This is a genomic window from Stenotrophomonas sp. Steno-Z10-BAI (genome assembly GCF_056393115.1).
The window spans coordinates 147314-164599 of the sequence record NZ_JBWJOZ010000001.1 but is presented as its reverse complement, the minus strand read 5'-3'; the positions used below and the strand labels follow the sequence as shown (position 1 = coordinate 164599).

General features: G+C 65.1%; 30 protein-coding genes. 29 read left to right on the top strand and 1 reads right to left on the bottom strand.

The window, feature by feature from the left end; translation table 11 throughout:
- Positions 1–44 precede the first annotated feature (44 nt).
- Complete coding sequence (locus AC06E9_RS00775; protein WP_478055266.1) at positions 45–749, bottom strand: LexA family transcriptional regulator; 705 nt, start codon at positions 747–749, stop codon at positions 45–47.
- 73 nt (positions 750–822) lie between these two features.
- Here AC06E9_RS00775 and AC06E9_RS00770 point away from each other — a divergent pair, with 73 nt between their 5' ends.
- The 29 genes from AC06E9_RS00770 to gp17 all read left to right on the top strand — a co-directional run bounded on the left by AC06E9_RS00770 (position 823) and on the right by gp17 (position 17248).
- Positions 823–1272, top strand: a complete 450-nt coding sequence (locus AC06E9_RS00770; RefSeq protein WP_478055265.1) for a hypothetical protein — start codon at positions 823–825, stop codon at positions 1270–1272.
- A 59-nt stretch (positions 1273–1331) separates the two neighbouring features.
- Positions 1332–1913: a hypothetical protein gene (locus tag AC06E9_RS00765; RefSeq protein ID WP_478055264.1), complete on the top strand. Its 582-nt coding sequence runs from the start codon at positions 1332–1334 to the stop codon at positions 1911–1913.
- Positions 1910–2221, top strand: a complete 312-nt coding sequence (locus AC06E9_RS00760) for a winged helix-turn-helix domain-containing protein (protein WP_478055263.1) — start codon at positions 1910–1912, stop codon at positions 2219–2221. Before AC06E9_RS00765 ends, AC06E9_RS00760 begins: the two co-directional genes overlap by 4 nt.
- On the top strand, positions 2125–3087 hold the full coding sequence (locus AC06E9_RS00755) for a helix-turn-helix domain-containing protein (RefSeq protein WP_478055262.1): 963 nt from the start codon (positions 2125–2127) through the stop codon (positions 3085–3087). Before AC06E9_RS00760 ends, AC06E9_RS00755 begins: the two co-directional genes overlap by 97 nt.
- The gene (locus AC06E9_RS00750; protein WP_478055261.1) at positions 3080–3643 is read left to right on the top strand and encodes a hypothetical protein; all 564 of its coding nucleotides are present in this window, start codon (positions 3080–3082) and stop codon (positions 3641–3643) included. Before AC06E9_RS00755 ends, AC06E9_RS00750 begins: the two co-directional genes overlap by 8 nt.
- Positions 3643–3885, top strand: coding sequence for a hypothetical protein (locus AC06E9_RS00745; protein ID WP_346482994.1), 243 nt, complete (start codon positions 3643–3645; stop codon positions 3883–3885). Before AC06E9_RS00750 ends, AC06E9_RS00745 begins: the two co-directional genes overlap by 1 nt.
- The gene (locus AC06E9_RS00740) at positions 3882–4811 is read left to right on the top strand and encodes a DHHA1 domain-containing protein (RefSeq protein WP_478055260.1); all 930 of its coding nucleotides are present in this window, start codon (positions 3882–3884) and stop codon (positions 4809–4811) included. The genes AC06E9_RS00745 and AC06E9_RS00740 overlap by 4 nt, the downstream gene beginning before the upstream one ends.
- Before the next feature lie 145 nt (positions 4812–4956).
- A complete protein-coding gene (locus tag AC06E9_RS00735; protein ID WP_478055259.1) occupies positions 4957–5184 on the top strand; it encodes a hypothetical protein in 228 nt (75 codons plus the stop codon).
- Complete coding sequence (locus AC06E9_RS00730) at positions 5184–5552, top strand: Ref family recombination enhancement nuclease (RefSeq protein ID WP_478055258.1); 369 nt, start codon at positions 5184–5186, stop codon at positions 5550–5552. The genes AC06E9_RS00735 and AC06E9_RS00730 overlap by 1 nt, the downstream gene beginning before the upstream one ends.
- The gene (locus tag AC06E9_RS00725) at positions 5549–6019 is read left to right on the top strand and encodes a hypothetical protein (protein ID WP_478055257.1); all 471 of its coding nucleotides are present in this window, start codon (positions 5549–5551) and stop codon (positions 6017–6019) included. The genes AC06E9_RS00730 and AC06E9_RS00725 overlap by 4 nt, the downstream gene beginning before the upstream one ends.
- Positions 6020–6068: 49 nt before the next feature.
- Positions 6069–6272 (top strand): hypothetical protein, encoded by a 204-nt coding sequence (locus tag AC06E9_RS00720; RefSeq protein ID WP_448129945.1) that lies wholly within the window; start codon positions 6069–6071, stop codon positions 6270–6272.
- A gap of 31 nt (positions 6273–6303) precedes the next feature.
- On the top strand, positions 6304–6963 hold the full coding sequence (locus AC06E9_RS00715; RefSeq protein ID WP_462082521.1) for a hypothetical protein: 660 nt from the start codon (positions 6304–6306) through the stop codon (positions 6961–6963).
- A gap of 196 nt (positions 6964–7159) precedes the next feature.
- The gene (locus AC06E9_RS00710) at positions 7160–7366 is read left to right on the top strand and encodes a hypothetical protein (protein ID WP_353086562.1); all 207 of its coding nucleotides are present in this window, start codon (positions 7160–7162) and stop codon (positions 7364–7366) included.
- Complete coding sequence (locus AC06E9_RS00705) at positions 7363–7902, top strand: lysozyme (RefSeq protein WP_478055256.1); 540 nt, start codon at positions 7363–7365, stop codon at positions 7900–7902. The genes AC06E9_RS00710 and AC06E9_RS00705 overlap by 4 nt, the downstream gene beginning before the upstream one ends.
- Entirely contained in the window at positions 7899–8408 is a 510-nt protein-coding gene (locus AC06E9_RS00700) for a hypothetical protein (RefSeq protein WP_478055255.1), read from the top strand. Before AC06E9_RS00705 ends, AC06E9_RS00700 begins: the two co-directional genes overlap by 4 nt.
- A gap of 15 nt (positions 8409–8423) precedes the next feature.
- The gene (locus tag AC06E9_RS00695; protein WP_478055254.1) at positions 8424–8714 is read left to right on the top strand and encodes a hypothetical protein; all 291 of its coding nucleotides are present in this window, start codon (positions 8424–8426) and stop codon (positions 8712–8714) included.
- Positions 8714–9067, top strand: a complete 354-nt coding sequence (locus AC06E9_RS00690) for a DUF1064 domain-containing protein (protein ID WP_478055253.1) — start codon at positions 8714–8716, stop codon at positions 9065–9067. Before AC06E9_RS00695 ends, AC06E9_RS00690 begins: the two co-directional genes overlap by 1 nt.
- Positions 9067–9282, top strand: a complete 216-nt coding sequence (locus tag AC06E9_RS00685; RefSeq protein ID WP_478055252.1) for a hypothetical protein — start codon at positions 9067–9069, stop codon at positions 9280–9282. The genes AC06E9_RS00690 and AC06E9_RS00685 overlap by 1 nt, the downstream gene beginning before the upstream one ends.
- Positions 9282–9644, top strand: coding sequence for an HNH endonuclease signature motif containing protein (locus AC06E9_RS00680; protein ID WP_478055251.1), 363 nt, complete (start codon positions 9282–9284; stop codon positions 9642–9644). Before AC06E9_RS00685 ends, AC06E9_RS00680 begins: the two co-directional genes overlap by 1 nt.
- Before the next feature lie 99 nt (positions 9645–9743).
- The gene (locus tag AC06E9_RS00675) at positions 9744–10124 is read left to right on the top strand and encodes a hypothetical protein (RefSeq protein WP_478055250.1); all 381 of its coding nucleotides are present in this window, start codon (positions 9744–9746) and stop codon (positions 10122–10124) included.
- 3 nt (positions 10125–10127) lie between these two features.
- Complete coding sequence (locus AC06E9_RS00670; RefSeq protein WP_478055249.1) at positions 10128–11798, top strand: terminase large subunit; 1671 nt, start codon at positions 10128–10130, stop codon at positions 11796–11798.
- The gene (locus AC06E9_RS00665) at positions 11798–13138 is read left to right on the top strand and encodes a phage portal protein (protein WP_478055248.1); all 1341 of its coding nucleotides are present in this window, start codon (positions 11798–11800) and stop codon (positions 13136–13138) included. Before AC06E9_RS00670 ends, AC06E9_RS00665 begins: the two co-directional genes overlap by 1 nt.
- The gene (locus tag AC06E9_RS00660) at positions 13098–13844 is read left to right on the top strand and encodes a head maturation protease, ClpP-related (protein WP_478055247.1); all 747 of its coding nucleotides are present in this window, start codon (positions 13098–13100) and stop codon (positions 13842–13844) included. The genes AC06E9_RS00665 and AC06E9_RS00660 overlap by 41 nt, the downstream gene beginning before the upstream one ends.
- Before the next feature lie 67 nt (positions 13845–13911).
- On the top strand, positions 13912–15150 hold the full coding sequence (locus AC06E9_RS00655) for a phage major capsid protein (protein ID WP_478055246.1): 1239 nt from the start codon (positions 13912–13914) through the stop codon (positions 15148–15150).
- Positions 15151–15212: 62 nt separating this feature from the next.
- Positions 15213–15638, top strand: coding sequence for a hypothetical protein (locus tag AC06E9_RS00650; protein ID WP_478055245.1), 426 nt, complete (start codon positions 15213–15215; stop codon positions 15636–15638).
- Positions 15639–15641: 3 nt separating this feature from the next.
- The gene (locus AC06E9_RS00645) at positions 15642–16061 is read left to right on the top strand and encodes a head-tail connector protein (RefSeq protein WP_478055244.1); all 420 of its coding nucleotides are present in this window, start codon (positions 15642–15644) and stop codon (positions 16059–16061) included.
- Entirely contained in the window at positions 16058–16390 is a 333-nt protein-coding gene (locus AC06E9_RS00640; protein WP_478055243.1) for a phage head closure protein, read from the top strand. The genes AC06E9_RS00645 and AC06E9_RS00640 overlap by 4 nt, the downstream gene beginning before the upstream one ends.
- Complete coding sequence (locus AC06E9_RS00635; protein ID WP_261997044.1) at positions 16383–16889, top strand: HK97-gp10 family putative phage morphogenesis protein; 507 nt, start codon at positions 16383–16385, stop codon at positions 16887–16889. The genes AC06E9_RS00640 and AC06E9_RS00635 overlap by 8 nt, the downstream gene beginning before the upstream one ends.
- Positions 16889–17248: a tail completion protein gp17 gene (gp17, locus tag AC06E9_RS00630; RefSeq protein ID WP_478055242.1), complete on the top strand. Its 360-nt coding sequence runs from the start codon at positions 16889–16891 to the stop codon at positions 17246–17248. Before AC06E9_RS00635 ends, gp17 begins: the two co-directional genes overlap by 1 nt.
- Positions 17249–17286 lie beyond the last annotated feature (38 nt).

Below are 17286 nucleotides of genomic sequence, written 5' to 3'. Positions count from 1 at the left end.
CGCTTCGGCGGGGCTTTTTTTTGTCCCAAATTGGGACGCAACTGTCAGAAGCGTCGTAGTCCCGCGTGGATCAGAGCCTTACCCAGAATGCTCACTTCCTCTTCGTCCGACCGATAGGTCGGGAAATCAGGATTGATGCTCACCACGTACATCCCGTCGCCGCGCTTCTGCAGCATCTTGATCTGAGTCTCCCCGCCGATGTTGATCAGGTAATAGTCGTCGCCGTCGAAGTAGTCGCAACTGGTGTCGATCCAGATGATGTCTCCGTCTTCCAGCTTGGGCCTCATTGACGGCCCACGGCCGGTGATCAGTTGGATCCGCCCTGGTTTTGGCAGGTATCCCAGCTTCCGGCGAACCTCCCACTCGGCCACCTCGATTGTCTGCACCACCTCGGGGTAGTCCTGGTTCACCAATCCTGCACCCATCCCTGCGCCCCCTTCGAAAACGTCGAAGCGAACATAGCCCGGGCGGGTCTCAGTCTCTAAGACTGGTGAGACCTGGTAGTCGGTAGCTTGTTCGGCAGCATGGAAGCCCCGAACGGAAGAGCCTTTGCCAGTGGCCAACCAGTCCTCGTCTACTGACAGGGCTCTGGCTGCCGCGAGAAGGTTTTCGCCGCGAAGGAACTTTGCTTTCCCAGTGAACCATCCGTTCACGCTGGGCGCGCTGATCCCAACGCGCCGGGCCAGTTCGGCCTTGGTGATTCCGGCGTTCGCGATAGCGACGGTCAATCTTTCGGCGAGTGTGCTCATTAGGCAAGGCTAACGATTGTTGGATTAGGACTGGCTATTGACTTCAACATTAGCTAGTCCTAATCTTTGCTGCATGGACAAGCCCACCGACTCCGAGATCATCGACCGCCTCGGCGGAACTACAGAAGTTGCGCGCATCTGCCAGATCAAGCCGCCGTCCGTTAGCGAATGGCGCTCCAGCGGCATCCCGTCGGCGCGCCGGCAGTTCTTGGCCTTGCTGCGTCCGGAGGCCTTCGAAGCCATGCCGATCAAGTCTGTTCGGCAGACGGTCGCGGCCCTCGTCGATACGCGAATGAGCAAGCGCGCGCTTCGGGCGAAGCTGGGCCTCAAGACCGACGCGCATCTGGCCAAAGTGCTGCGGTTGCCAGCGGCTGAGGTTGAGGCGTGGCCGGAAGAGCTGAGCGTCCCGGCCTTGCCGCAGGTCCTGCAGCTGCTCGGAGTGCAGGAGCAGCCGTCGCCGGCCCCCTCGGCGCCGGAGGATCCGGACGCCGACCGTATCGACCTCGGCGTCCACGCCGCCTGATTGGCCGTCCCTGGCCATCGTCCCTGAATTGAATTCGTCCATGACGCAGATCGTGCGCCATGACGGGCCAGCTCGAAACCTTGAAACACCCGTCCACCCAAGGTGAACCCATGACCTGCCGTACTTCCGCCCTCAACTGGATCGACGTCCTCTACAACTCCGTGCGTCGTACACCGGGCGGCGTCGCTGATGCGGCCTCGTACCTCGCGAACCGCCGCGGCAAGACGATGCACCCCGAAACGCTGCGCGCCAAGCTGCGCGGCCTCGAGGGCGAGTCGGTGACCATCGAGATCGCTGAGCTGCTGACCGAATGGATGCAGGAGAGGGCAGGTGGCAGCGAATACGCGCTGGAGTGGATGCAGGCACTGGCCGGTCGTTTCGGAATGTCAGTTGACGCTGTGCCGCCGGCGCCCGAGGGCGGCTGGGCCGATGAACTTGGCGCCATTCAGCTGAAACTGCTGGATATCACCACCCGCGTTGGTCGCCTGACCGGCGCCGCGGTGGACGCGATGGTCGACCAGTGCATCGACAGTGACGAGGCCCAGTTGATGGTCAGCGAGATTCGCTCGCTGCGCACGATGGCCCACCGCCTGGAGCGCAATGTGGCGCGCGCTGCAGCGAAGGGGAGGGCGCCCCGATGAATCATCTGGCCCGCTCCACCGATATCAGCACCAGTCACGAGGCCGCCGCACACGTGGTCTCCAGCGGACTGCAGACCGTCCAGCAGGACCGCGCTGCCAGCGCGCTCAGGTCGCACCCCGGGCTGACCAGCATGGAGCTGGCCAAGGCCACCGGCCACGACCGCTACATGCTCGCGCGCCGCTTGCCTGAGCTGCTGGAGGACGGCCGCGCATGGCGTGGCCCGAAGAAGCCCTGCGAGGTCAGCGGCCGCAGCGCGTGCACCTGGTGGCCTGTGGCACCCGGCCAGAACCTTGCGCTGGTGATCTGACCATGAGTTTCGAAGCATTCGCATGGGCGGCCCGTCAGCGCGTAACCAGCACCCAGAAGCTGGTGCTGCTGATGCTGGCCGAGCGCCACAACAAGGACACGGGCCAGTGCCGCCCGAGCCACGACACGCTGGCGGACGATTGCGGCCTGACCCGCCGTTCGGTCATCGACCAGATCAGCAAGCTCGCCGAGGCCGGTTACATCAGCGTCCTGCCGCGCGCAAAAGACAACCGTCGGCTGCCGAATCAGTACCGGCTGAACTTCCACTTTGGCATCCAGGCTGAGCCGAAGGTTCCCGAGCACGATCCGTATCTGGTGGTGAATGACGTTCACCACCCGGTAGTGAACGAGGTGCACGGGGTAGTGAATGACGTTCACGGGGGTGGTGAACGACGTGCACAGGAACCAGGAATAGAACCAGGAAGAGAACCTAAGAGCAGAAAGAAGCGCGCAAGCGCGCCGACCGCCAACGCGGCGGACCTGGATTTCTCGACCTGGCCGACCCCGCCGTCTGCCCAAGTCCTGGCCGACTGGCTGCAGCTTCGCCGCCAGCGCCGCGCCCCGGTCACCCCGACCGTGCTCGCCAGCTTCGGCCGCGAGCTGCATCTGGCCGACGCCCTGGGCTTCACCGTTGATGACTGCCTCCGCAAGTGCTGCAACCGCAGCTGGCAGGGCTTCGAGGCTGCCTGGCTCGAACGCGAGCTGACCACCACCAACCGTCCCACTGGAGGCACCCATGCAATCCGTCGCGAATCTCCTGCCGAGCGTGTCCTCCGCCATGCCATCGATGGCGAGCGTGCCGACGCAGACGCCGCGCGCAGCCCTGTCCTCGACGGTGACGCGCACCCTGTGGGTTCGGATGGCTGAGATCTACGGCGGCCGCTGGACGGGCAGCTACGGCGACAACCCGAACGAGGGCGCTGCGCTGACCTGGGCGAAGGGGTTGGCCGGCCTGACGGGTGAGCAGTTGGCCGCCGGCATCAGCGCCTGCATCAGCTGCGCGGATCCGTGGCCGCCGACGCTGCCCGAGTTTCGCCTGCGCTGCCTGGGCGTCCCGGCGTTCGCAGCGGTGCGCGCTGACGCCGGCAAGCAGGACGGCTTCACCCGGCTGGTGTGGCAGTACCTCGACGGTCACCGCTACCGGATGGCCAGCTCGGACATGGCCGACCGCCTACTGCGCGAAGCGTACGACCAGGCCCGCGAACACGTGATGCGCGGCGGGGCGCTGCCGGAGGCACCGGTGGCCGAGATTGAGCACGAGGTCCGCGAGCAGGTGCCGGCCAGCCGCGAGCAGGTGCAGCAGCACATGGCGGAGATTGCCCGCGCACTGCACCTGTCTGAGGCGGAGGTCGAGGCAATGGGTGTGGCCGGGCTTATGGACGCCGGCGCCGGCGCCGGCGCCGGTGCAGCGGAGGCGGCCTGATGCGCGCGCTGCGGACCCAGCTGGACATCTTCGAACACGACCCGGCGCGTCTGGCCAAGGCCAACCGTGTCGCCGCCGAGACGGCGCTGATCGACGTGCAGTTCACCGAGACCGAGCGCCAGGAGCGCCACGACTACTACCTGGGCGAGGCGCTTCGGCTTGAAGCGCTGGCCCGCCAATGCCATCGCGCGCCGGCCCGCCGCCGCCGCACCGCCACACAGACAGGAGCAACAGCCCGATGAAACCACTGGTCATCTACCACGCCAACTGCGCCGACGGCTTCACCGCGGCATGGGCCGTGCGCCAGGCGATGGAATGCGACTTCCACGCGGGTGTTCACGGCGAGACGCCGCCGGACGTGACCGGCCGCGATGTGATCCTGGTCGATTTCAGCTACCCGCCGGCCGTGCTGCACGAGCTGCGCAAGAAGGCGCGGTCCGTTCTCGTGCTGGACCATCACAAGAGCGCCGAAGCGGACCTGCCGGCCTGCGCCAGCGGCCAGTTGGACGCGCTGACGGTCTTCCGCATGGATGCGCCGGAATGGACAGCGCGGAAGACCTGGGATTACTTCCAGAGCTGTGTCTATCAGGATCAGTGTGAGGGTGCACCCTACGCCAACGTCTACGCGTTGTTCGACATGGAGCGGAGCGGGGCGGGCATCGCGTGGGACTTCTTCCATCCGGGCGCGCCGCGGCCTGAGCTGATCGACCACGTGGAAGACCGGGACCTGTGGCGCTTCGCGCTGCCGGGTACGCGCGAGATCCAGGCGGCGGTCTTCAGCTACCCCTACGAGTTCGACGTGTGGGATCTGCTGATGGAGACGCCGACGGAAACTCTGCGCGCCCAGGGCGTGGCGATCGAGCGCAAGCACCACAAGGACGTGGCCGAGCTGGTGAAGGTGGCGAAGCGCCAGATGGTGATCGGGCACTACGAGGTGCCGGTGGCCAGCCTGCCGTACACCCTGGCCAGCGACGCCGGTCACCTGATGGCGAAGGGCAAGCCGTTCGCCGCCTGCTACTACGACAAGGACGGCGGCCGGGTCTTCAGCCTGCGCTCGACCGACCAAGGCGTGGACGTGAGCGAGGTCGCCAAGCTGTACGGGGGCGGCGGGCATGCGCGCGCTGCAGGGTTCACGGTCCCGCGCGACCACGAACTGGCGAGGGCGTGATGGTAACCAAGCAATTTCTCTTGGGGCTTACCTGCACGGTGATGGGGTACTGCGGAAATGGTCCAGCATGGGCGAATCTGCTGGTCGGCCTGCTGGGCGTCTACTTCCTGTGGACAGAAAAAAACCACACGAAGGAGGGCCTGTGATGGACTTCACCGCCTTCAGCACACGCAGCAAGTACGCCGCCCAGATCAACGCCGGGTACTCGGCCCGATTGAACGGTGAAGGGCTGAGCACCAACCCGCACATGGTGTGGGTGGACACCCAGGACGAGCTGGAGCCGCGCAAGGTGCAGCCGCTGGACGACAAGGCACTGGCTTGGCAGCACGGCTGGCGGCTTGCGGACAAGTACCAAAAGGGAGGCGCACGCTGATGTGGTCCAAGGCGCCGCCGCCGACCGCCGCAGAGGGTGCGCGCATTGAGGCCGCCAAGGTGGGCCCGTGCATGGCCTGCCTTGTGTTGGCAGCCATGCGCCTCCTGTCGGGAAGCCAGGTGTTCTACGGCTGCGACTACAACCACGCCAAGAGCGGGAACAAGCGCCGCGGGCATGCCTTCGGGTACGCCCTGTGCGTGTGGCACCACCGCCGCCATCCGATGCAGGGCAAGACCTTCGCCGAGATGCGGGAGACGTGGGGGCCCAGCCTGATGGACGGCTCGCGCACCTTCCACGAGACGTATGGCAGCGACGACGAATTGATTGAACAACAGACCTACATCATCGAGCTGAGGGCAGCTGCGTGAGTGAGAGCAAGAAGACATGCGCCGATCAGGTTCGCGCGGCGTTCGAGCAGACCCCGACAGAAGGGCTGAGCTATGCGGGGCTGTACGAGAAGTTGGCAGCCGGTGGCATGGACACGGACAAAGCCAAGGACGGGATCAACAGCACGCTGCGCTACCTGGTCGCACGGGGCTACCTGCTCAGGACTGGGGAGCGTGAAGAGGCGATGTTCCGCAGGAGTGGCACGGCGATGACTCGGCCCCGGCTGACCGAATCGCAGAGGGCAGAACGCACCAAGGCAAAGAACCGCAGTCGCGTGGAGAGGGCAAGGGCTGCGCGCGGTGCGACGGTTGGGCTGCGGGCCGCAATGATCCCTAAGCCCGTCCGGGCGGCTCCAGTGGCCACGCCGGGTTTCGAGACGTTCGAGCAGTGGCAGGCGAGGGGCGGGAAAGTCGAGCGGCTGACTGCAGCCTGGGAGCGGCCGGGGTAGAGGGGCAGGCGTCGCGATCGGTGCGACGCACTGGGAAGAAGCTGGACGGATGGACCTGACCCGCTACGACGACAAGGCGCTGGCGCTGCTCAGCAGCATCCAGCAAGACATAGCCGCGATGCGATGGACGAGGGCGTGGACCGCCCCAGCCGTACGCCGCGAGGCACAGCAGGCACTGCGCCGGGCACGCGCGCTGCGCCGTGAAATCAATCGACGAGAGCACAAGGGGAAAGGCCATGGGGAATGTACGTGAGCTGCTGTCTAGCAGGATGGGGCCGACAACCGTGAAGTTCGACACCGGCCGGGGCGGCACGCCGGACCTGACCACGCAGGATATTGCCGCGGCGCTGGGAATGGTGCCCGCCGGCCTCGGTCGTGAGCTGCTGGAGGCCCTGTGGTGGCCAGAGAGTGCGGCCCGTCGCATCGACCATCTGCGGAAGGCCGTCATCGCGCTGGTGGCTCCGGAATACAACCGACACCAGCAGGTGCTGAGCCTGGCGCGGACGGAATACGGCATCGCCAAAACCTGTATGGGCTGGGCGGGAAATGCGGTTACGGACATGCAGCGCCGGGAGTTTGCGCGAGCTGAGGCAAAGTTGGAGGCCACGCGCGCGCTGTGTTGGCCCATCAGCACCATGGAGCAGCTTGGCGGACTGGCCGTGGCGGTGATCGGTGAAATGGCCGCTGCCGGCTGCTGCAAGCGATGCGAGGGATTGCGCACACAGGCTGCACCGGAGGGCACCGGCGTCGTGGAGTGCGAAGCATGCGACGGGAGTGGCCTGGAGCAACTGAGCGGCCGGAAGCGCGCAACAGCCATCGGGGCCGACTGCTCGGCATACAGCAGGTTCTGGCAGCCAGTCTACGAGTGGATGCTCATTCAGATGCGAGCCGCAGAGAACGAAGCTGCGCGGCAGTTCGGTCAGGCGCTTTCGCGCGCTGCATAGCGATGACTTGAAGGGTCATCGGAAACAAGGGCATTCTTGCCACTATCCAGACGCAAGCCCCGGCCACAGCCGGGGCTTTTTCTTTGCCCGCTTCCCAGACCGGATTAACCCTCGCGCCAAGCCGGCAGCGGGGCGGGCGCCTATTGAACAAACCGGGAGGGGCGAAATGCCGAACCGGACAATCCACGGGGCAACCATGCGGGACGAAATCATCAGTACCGCGGCAAGTGCTGCGGCAAAGGTCACGCCGCCGGTTGCGGTGGCCGGTGCCGTCGCCGGCGGCGTCAACCTCGACCGCCTGGTCGTGATCCTGACCGTCGTTTACCTGGTCGGCCAGATCACCTATCTGGCATGGCGCTGGGTTCGCGAATGGCGGCAGGCCGCAAAGGCGGCCAAGGCATGAGCCGGACCGGTGGCCCGCCAGGCCGGTCGCTCGTGGCGTTGTTGGTCCTGAGCGCTGCAGGCCTGGTCGCGATCGTTTCCCGCGAGGGTTACACCGAGACGGCGGTCATACCGACCAAGAACGACCGGCCGACTGTCGGGTTTGGCTCAACCTTCTACCCGGACGGCACGCCGGTGCGGCTCGGTGATCGAATCACTCCGGATCGCGCCCTGCACACCGCTCAGGCGCACATCGCCGGTGAGGAAAAGCGATTCCGCGCCTCGCTTCCTGGCGTCTACCTCACGCAAGGCGAGTACGACCTCTATCTTGACTTCACGTACCAGTACGGCACAGGCAACTGGCAGACATCGTCCATGCGGCGCCAGCTGCTGGTGGGCAACTACCGTGCCGCCTGTGACGCCTTGCTGCTGTGGAAGCGTGCCGGCGGCTACGACTGCTCGACGCTGATCAACGGCAAGCCGAACAAGGTGTGTTGGGGCGTGTGGGATCGGCAGCTGGAGCGGCATGCCAAGTGCGTTGCCGAGCTTGCCCCGTGAACCGGGCCTACTTGGTCGTTGGGCTGCTGATCGCATGGGGCGTGTGCTGCGCGCTGTCGTTCGCCGCAGGCTGGTCCTGGCGCGGCGATCGCGCGGCTCTTAGTACCGCCACGGACGAGGTGGCTGACGGACGGGAGGCCTTGGCTGGAGAGCAGGTGGCGCGGTCTGTCGATCAAGAGCAGGTAGCAGGCATCCAGCAGGCGGGAGATACCGCCGACGAGCGAGAGGAAAAGATCAATGCTGACTATCAAGAGCGCATCGCGGCTGCTGTTGCTGGCCGCGATGGTGAGCTTGGCCGGCTGCGCGGCCACTGGGCCAGTTGCGAAACCAGCCGCCTGGCCGATGGTGCCGCCGCTGCCGCAGCGGCTGCAGAACAAGACCGACTACGCCGGCTCGGTGCGGCAGGAATTGTACGGGCCTGCGAGCTCGCCCAGTCCGAGCGAGACGAAACCGTAGACCGATACCGAGCCGTCGAGACGGCCATCAACGGCGCCAAGCGCCTCTGATCCATGGAGATCACCATGTCCCGAACCATCAAAGTACTTGGCGTCACCTTGTGGCCGACGCTCTCCCAGCGCCTTGCACAACGGCTGCGGGCCGTCGAGGTGAACGGTGAGGCCCTGCGCGGCGAGCTCGCCGCGGTCAAATCGCACAGCGAGAATGTCGGTTCCGCTGCCGTCTCGCAGATCACCTCGCTCAAAATCCAGGTGGCCGCGGTCAACGGGGTTTTGATCGAAGTTCAGGGCCGTTTGCCGCCCCGGCCGAAGACCAAGAAAGCCAAGGCCCAGGTCCGCCGCCGCAGCCCGCGCTGATGGCGAAGCAGGGCAAGGCCATGTTGGCGCTTGGCCGGCTCAAGGTCGGCCAGATGAACAAGACCGAGGCTGCTTACGCGGAGCGGTTGCGTCAGCTAGAGGCGGCCGGTCAGATCCAGTGGCACAAGTTCGAAGGCATCAAGCTGCGTCTGGCTGACAGCATGTTCTACACGCCTGACTTTGCGGTGCTAGCCGCCGATGGTGTGATGGAGCTGCACGAGGTCAAGGGCTTCTGGATGGACGATGCTAGGGTCAAGATCAAGATGGCGGCCGCACTGTATCCGATGCGCTTCATTGCAGTTCGGGTGAAGCCCAAGCGGGACGGAGGCGGCTGGGCCGTCGAGGAGTTCTGATGGACGAGCGCATAGATCGCCTGCTGTCGTTGGCCGAGCAGCAGCATGCCACGATCGTGGAGCAGGGACGACAGATCGCTCAGCAGGCTGAACATATCGGTCTGCTCACGCAGTCGGTCGTGTTGTTGCTGGGCGAGGAAGTCGGCGTGCCGGTGCCTGACGGAGACGCAACGCCCGAGCCGCAGCGCACCGACATGGACGGGAAGCCGTACTGATGCCGATCAGGCCCGCCCAGCACCGGCCGACCGGCTGGAAGCCCTATAAGGAAGACGCTCGGCAGGTGAGGCGGCGACAGGCCCGGCGGGCGTTGCCGACCAATTCGACCGCATGGCGAAAGATGCGGGCCGCCCACCTGGCGCGTGAGCCGCTGTGCCGATACTGCGCCGCATTGGGCAGGGTCAAGGCGGCAACGGATGTAGACCACATCGACGGCGACGACGCCAACAACGAGCCCGGCAACCACCAGTCCCTCTGCAGGCCCTGCCACAGCGCGAAGACCGCGCGGGAGAACGGCGGGTTCGGGCGGCCGGCGTGGAACCCCAACGGACGTGACGCGTTCCACGGCGGAGGTCGCTAAGGGAGGGGGGAGGGTGAAAGTTGAGGCTGAATGCCTCGCGATACGCGCCCCCTCTTTTGGTCGCATTTCCACAGAATTTGAATTTCGAGGTTGGCGCCGATGGCGAGGCACAAGCAGCCGGCCGAGCTGGCCAAGCTCAAAGGGGCCGAGAAAAAGAACCCCCAGCGCTACAAGAAGGTCGCCCCGACCACGGGCAAGGCACTCGGCAAGCCGCCGGGGCACCTGCCCGACGACGTGGTTGAAGTCTGGAAGGAACTGGACAAGTGCTCGCTGCCGGGAGTGCTGACCAGCGCCGACCGGTTCGTCATGGAGGTGGCCGCGTCGCTGCTCGCCGAGTTCCGCGCGAACCGCGCCGACTTCAAGGCGGCCAAGTACTCGCACCTGATCGGCTGCCTGGCGCGGCTCGGCCTCACGCCGGCGGATCGCCAGAAGCTCGGGACCGAGAAGCCCAAGGCGGGCAATCCATTCGACGAGTTCTGATGCATGACCCCGAGCGAATCTGCCAAGGCCTACGCACGCAGCGTGGTGGCCGGGAAGATTCCGGCCGGACGGTACATCATCCTGGCTTGCCAGCGGTTTCTGGACGACCTGAAGCGCACCGGCCCTGACTGGCCGTACAAGTACGACGCGTCCAAGGCCGATCGCGCGGTCAAGTTTCAAGAGCTGATGCCCCACACCAAGGGCAAGTGGGCGGCAAAGAAGCAGCTCCTGGTGTATGAGCCTTGGCAGCACTTCATTGAGTGCAACCTCTTCGGCTGGGTCCGCAAGTCCACCGGCATGCGCCGGTTCCGCGAGGCCTACGAAGAGATCCCACGAAAGAACGGCAAGTCTCTGCGCCTTGCGGCACGGGGCCTTTACCTGTTCGCCGCCGACGGCGAGGCGGGTGCCGAGGTCTACTCGGGTGCGACCAGCGAAAAGCAGGCCTTCGAGGTGTACCGGCCTGCCTGGCAGATGGTCCAGAAGATGCCCGCGCTGCGGGCGCGCTTCGGCATTGAGCAGTCGGGCAACCCAAAGAACCCCGGCTCCATGTTCGTCATGGAGGACATGTCGAAGTTCGAGCCGATGATCGGCAAGCCGGGTGACGGCTCCAGTCCACACGCGGCGCTGGTGGACGAGTACCACGAGCACGACACCGACCACATGGTCGATGCGATGCAGACCGGCATGGGCGCGCGCGAGCAACCCTTGCTGGGGATCATTACAACCGCCGGGACGAACCTGGGTGGGCCGTGCTACGAGAAGCGGCGCGATGTGATCCGGATCCTGGAAGGTGAGGTCACCGACGAAACCATCTTCGGGATGATCTTCGGTATCGACGAGGGGGACCGGTGGGATGATCCGGCCAGCCTAAGGAAGGCCAACCCCAACTACGGTGTTTCGGTCTTCGAAGAGTTCCTGTTGGCGCAGCTGGCGCAAGCCAAACGGTCTGCCAGCAAGCAAAGCGCCTTCCGCACCAAGCACCTGAACGACTGGGTGGGCGCCAAGCTCGCCTGGATGAACATGCTGGCGTGGCAGCGGCAGAAGCGGTCGTTCGACCTCGACGACTTCGACGGCTGCCGCTGCTGGGTCGGCGTCGATCTCGCATCGAAGCTGGACGTAGCGGCGGTGGTGATGCTGTTCGAGAAGGGCGGCTCCTTCTACGTTGTTCCGCGCTTCTACGTGCCGGAAGCGGCGGTAGAGGAAAACGAACGCTACCAGCTGTATGTGCTGGAAGGCCTGATGGTGGCCACGCCAGGGAACATGACCGACTACGCCTTCATCGAAGAAGAGCTGAAAGAGCTGGCGGCACGCGGAATCGACATTCAGGACATCGCCTTCGATCCGACCCAGGCCACCTACGTCATGACCCGGCTTGGCCAAGAAGGCCTGCCGGTGGTCGAGATGGCCCAGTCGGTCCGCAACCTCTCCGAGCCGATGAAGGAAGTGGAGGCCCTGATCTTGTCCCACCAGCTGTGGCACGACGGCAACGCCGCGCTGACTTGGATGATGGGCAACGTGGTGGCGCGGGTAGATGCGAAGGAGCACGTGTATCCCCGAAAGGAATCGAACGAGAACAAGATCGACGGCGCGGTGGCGCTGATCATGGCCATGGCCCGCGCGATGCAAGCGCAGGACACCGGGCAAATTCAACAGGGCTTCGTGGTGATGGACTGATGAGCGCAAAAATTGCACGCAACCGCTTGGATGTTGCCCTCGGTATAGAACGCGCGCTCCGGGCCAAGGCTCCGACCGTCAATGCGTTGACTGAGGGGGACACCGTAGCCTCGTCCGATCTTCGGATGCTTGAGGTCTTCGGCAACCCCGCGACGGCATCTGGCGCTGTTGTAACCGACAAGACCGCGATGCGGTTGTCAGTCGTCTACAGTTGCGTGAGCCTGATCGCCGGCTCGATCGCACAGCTGCCGTTGCCGGTGTTCGAGCGGATGGAAGACGGTCGCCGGCGCGCCAAGCACGACTACTGGTGGATCCTGAACGAGCAGTTCGGCCCGGCATGGTCTGCATCGACCGCCTGGGAGTTCCTGATCTCCCAGATGCTGTTGCGCGGAGACGGGATCGCCTATGCCACCCGCAACCGCAGCGGCGCGGCAACCGGGCTGATTCCCTGGCCGCGCGATCGGGTGACGATCTTGGAGCAGGAGCGATCCAGCCCCAAGGAGCCGCGCCGGCTGCAGTACACGTTCCACGACACTCTCGGCTACTTCACAGTGGATCAGGACGACGTGGTGCACATCCCGGGCTTCGGCTTCAACGGCGTGTCATCGATGTCGGTGATCCAGTGGGGCGCCCGAAACGGAATCGGCATCGCCATTCAAGGCGACGAACATGCGGGCAAGTTCTTCAGCGAGGGCGGCAAACCGGAGGTGGCGATCACTGCCACCAACAAAATGACCCCGGATATGCAGGAGAGCTTCCGCGACGCCTGGGTGAAAAAGTACGGAGGAATCCAAGGGAACCGCCGCATCCCCCTGATCCTTACGGAAGGCCTGGACGTCAAGGAGCTGACCATGTCGGCCGTGGACCAGCAGTTGCTGGAATCGCGGCAGTGGCAGGTGATCGACATCGCCCGCGCCTTCGGCGTCCCGCCGCACATGATCGGTGAAACCACGAAGGCCAGCAGCTTCGGCACTGGCATCGAATCCATGGGCATCGGATTCGTGAAGTACACCTTGGGTTCCCACCTGAAGCGGGTCAAGGACGAGTTGAACCGCAAGCTGTTCAGGACCGAGCGCTTCTACGTTGAACACAACGTCGACGGCTTCATGGCCGGTGATTCCAAGGCCCAGGCGGAGTACTTCAGCAAGGCGCTCGGCGGGCCAGGCGCCCAGGGCTGGATGTACGTCAACGAGGTTCGCCGCCTGAAGAACCTGCCGCCGATCCCCGGCGGAGACACGCTGTACCTGCCCACCGAGGCGGCCAAGCCGCCCGGCAACAAGAACGATCCCGATAGGACTGATGACGATGCCGATCCCGAAGCTACTGCAGCTCGCGCGTAACAACGCGAACGCCTCCAAGCCGCTGCGCGCCGAAGCTGGCGACGGTGTGGCCACCATCTACCTGCACGGCGTGATCGGCGGGTGGTGGGGCGACATCGACGAAACCGCCTTTGTGCGTGAGCTGGCCGCACTGGATGTGGAGACGATCCATCTTCGGATCGATTCCCCCGGCGGTGACGTGTTCGCGTCGCGCTCGATGATGACCGCGATTGCCCAGCACCAGGCGAAGGTGATCGCGCATGTTGATGGCATCGCAGCCTCTGCCGCGACCGGCCTTTGCATGGCCTGCGACGAGGTGGAAATCAGCCAAGGCGCTCAGTTCATGATTCACAACGCCTGGACGATAGCGATCGGCAACAAGGCCGAGATGTCGAAAACCGCGGAGCTGCTGACCAAGATCGATGGCGGGCTCGCCGGCGATTACACCCGCCGCTCCGGACAGAGCTCCGAGCAGGTTGTGCAGTGGATGGACGAAGAGACCTGGTTCACCGCTGATGAGGCGGTGCAGCACGGCTTCGCTGATCGGGTGGTGGAGGTGGTGGGGAAGAAGAGCGCCAGCAACAGCTGGGATCTCTCTGCCTACAACAACGCCCCGGCCGCGCTCGGGAAGCCCAATAACACTGCGAGCGATGACGATGCCGCCATCGCCGCCCATCGAACCGGGCTTGATCGGCGCCTTGCGCTGCTCGAGCGCGCACCTGCGTAAGCGACTCCCGCCCGCAGTTCATCAGCCGCCGCAAGGCGGTTTTTTTTCGCCCAAAGGAAACTGACACATGCCCCTTAATATTCAGGCCGAGCGGGAGCGCCGCACCGCGCTGGCAAAGGAAACCCGCAACCTGCTGGACACCAGCACCGGTGACGGCAACACCTGGACTGCCGAGAACCAGGCCAAGTACGACACCAATATCGCCGAGATCGAGCGTATCGACGCTTCCATCGAGCGCCACCAGAAGGTCATGGACCTGACCGCGGACAACCACATGCGCGATGCCGGCGTGCGCGAGCACCAGGCGCCCGGCAACAGCGAGCGCCCGCAGGACCGCAAGCTCTTCGACAAGTGGGCTCGCGGTGGCGACAAGGCCCTGAGCGCGGAAGACTGGACCCAGGTCAATGCCGCGATGAGCGGCAACCCGAACGTCAACCCGGAACAGGGCGGCTACACCGTCCCGACCACGCTCGCAGCACAGATTCTCGAAGCCCTGAAGGACTTCGGCGGCATGCGCCGTGTCGCGGACGTCTTCAGCACTGCCGGTGGCGAGCCGATGCAGTACCCGACCAGCGACGGCACCTCGGAAGAGGGTGAGGTCGTGGCGGAGAACCAGTCGGCGACCGACGATGACGTCGAGTTCGGAACCAAGGGCCTGGGCGTCCACAAGTACAGCTCCAAGGTCGTCACGGTGCCCTGGGAGCTGTTGCAGGACACGACCTCGGACATCGAGGGCTTCATTACCGGCCGCCTGCAGACCCGGCTGGGTCGCGTAACCAACCGTCACTACACCGTGGGCACCGGCGTCGGCCAGCCGATGGGTCTCATCACTGCCGCCAGCAACGGCAAGATCGGCGCGGCGTCCGCCGTTCCGCTCATCCTGTATGACGACCTGATCGACCTCGAGCACAGCATCGACCCGGCATACCGCGCCAACGGTAAGTGGATGTTCCACGACGACATGCTGAAGATGGTCCGCAAGGTCAAGGACGAAAGCGGCCGCCCGATCTTCGTGCCGGGTTACGAACAGGGCAACCCGGGCGGTGCTCCGGATCGTCTGCTGAACCGGGATATCGAGATCAACCAGCACATGGCCAGTCCGGCCGCTGGCGCCAAGTCGATCGTCTTCGGTGACTTCAGCTACTACAAGATCCGCGACGTGATGGCGGTGACGCTGTTCCGCTTCAACGATTCGGCGTACATCAAGAAGGGGCAGGTGGGCTTCCTTGCCTGGATGCGAACCGGCGGCAACCTGATCGACGTGGGCGGTACGGTCAAGACCTTCCAGCACGGCGCCGCGGCGTAATCCAGCGCCATTGAATGGCCGGGCGGTCTGCTGACCGCCTGGCCTGTACCAGGAGCAGGACCATGGCAAAACAGAAACCCCAAGCCTCGCCGGCCAGTGAAGCTGCGGTGGGTGAAGATCCAGCCGCAGTTGCGTCCGTCGCTGAAGTGCCCAACGCGGGTGGCGTTGCTGCCGTCACCACGCTCGGTGGCGACTCCATCGGAGGGCCCGACGGTGTCACTGAGCAAGCGGCTACCGAGAGCGCCGCCACCGGGGCGGCCGACGCGGTGACGGTCGAGGAACCCGGTCAGCAAAAGACCCACGATGAACAGGCCCCACCGGCGCAGACCCTGCCGGGCGCGAAGGTGCGCGCTTTGGTGCTGAGCGACAACGCTTTCGGGCGTTGCGGCGAGGTCCGGGAATTCGAAGCCGCACACGCTGCCGCGATCGAGGCGGGCGGCTTCATCGACACCCATCCCAATGCCGTAGCTTCCGCTGAAGGGGATTGATCCATGCTGCGTACGCGAGCCCCAGCCACTGAAGAGCCGGTGAGCTTGGCGGAAGCGAAAGCGCATCTGGCTGTGATCCATGCCGCTGACGACCTCCTGATCGGTGCCCTGATCGTGGCCGCCCGTGAGGTGGTTGAGCGCGTGACCGCCTACGCGCTGGTGGTGGCCAGCTACGAATGGAGTCCGGTAGGCGAGCGGTGCGCGCCGCTACCGATTGAACCAGGCACCGTCACAAGTGGTCCCGGCGAGTACCCGATTCTGTTCGATACCGTTCCTGGTCCGGTGCCGGCGCCGCTACGCGCGGCGATGCTCCTGCTGATCGGCGACCTGTACGCGAACCGGGAGGTGGGCATTGCGGCAGGCACGATCGAGAACCCTACGATAGACCGCCTTATGTTTCCCTATCGGAGGGTGATGCCATGAGGCGCGCCGGCAAGTATCGCCATCGGATCACGCTGCAGGACTTCACCACGGTGCGCGATCAGCTCGGCGGAGACCGGAAGGCCTGGGCAGACTGGCACAGGGACGTCCCAGCGGAGGTGGTGCCGCTGTCGGGGCGCGAATTCACCGCGGCAAGTGCCGAGCATGGTCAGGTGACGGCTCGCATGGAGATCCCCTATCTGCCGGGTGTCCTCAACACCATGCGGGTGGTGTTCGACGGCCAGGTGTACGCAATTCGGGCGGTGCTGCCGGATCCCACTGCCCGCAGCCACATCAACCTCATGGTGGATGCGGGGGTGTCGGATGGCTGAGGAACTACAGCTTCATGGGCTGAAGGGGCTGTTGACTACCTTGCGCGGCTTGCCGGACGAGGTCCGCGGCAAGCCACTGCGCACCGGCATGCGCAAGGGCGGCAACATCATCCGTGATGAGGCGCGCAACCGCGTCGTGAAGCATTCCGGTTTCCTTGCCAGCGAGATCGTGGTCCGCAGGGCCAACGCGAGAAACCGGCGCCGCGCAGGGGTGGGCAAGGACGGGGAGTACTTCACCGTCGGTGTCCGGGTGGGCCGAAAGGCCAAGTACTCGAACACGAAGCGCAACCAGCGCCTGCGGCGCGTCGGCAAGGTCTATGAGACCACGGGGTGGGCGCACTACTGGCGGCACGTTGAGTTCGGGACCAAGAAAATGGCGGCAAAGCCGTTCCTGACGCCTTCGGCTGAGGCTCGCGGGCCCCAAGCTGCCCAGGCAATCATCAATGAGACGTGGATCGCGATCACTCGCGCGCTGAAACGACAAGGCTGGGTGCTGTGATGGTTCCTCTGATCCAATCGATCTTGCAGGCCAGCGGCGCTGTGCGCACGCTGTTGGGCGACCCGATTCGCGTGTGGCCCGGGGTGGCGCCCGAGGGTGCGGCGCTGCCCTACGCGACGTGGGGCGTCGTGGGTGGGTCACCAATGGCGCAGCTTTCCGATCCGCCGCCGGCGGATGGTTGGCGCGTGCGCCTGACGGTGTGGGGCGACGGCGCGAGCCAAGCGAACGCCGCTGCCGTGTCCATCCGCGACGAGGTGGAGCGACACGGCAGTATCGAGTCCTACAACCCCACGCCCGATGACGACGACACCGGCGCCTTCGGCATTTCCTTCGACGTGCGGCTGCTGGCCATCCGGTAGCCGGCCAACTTCGCAATCCCAACCGCCGGCGCAAGCCG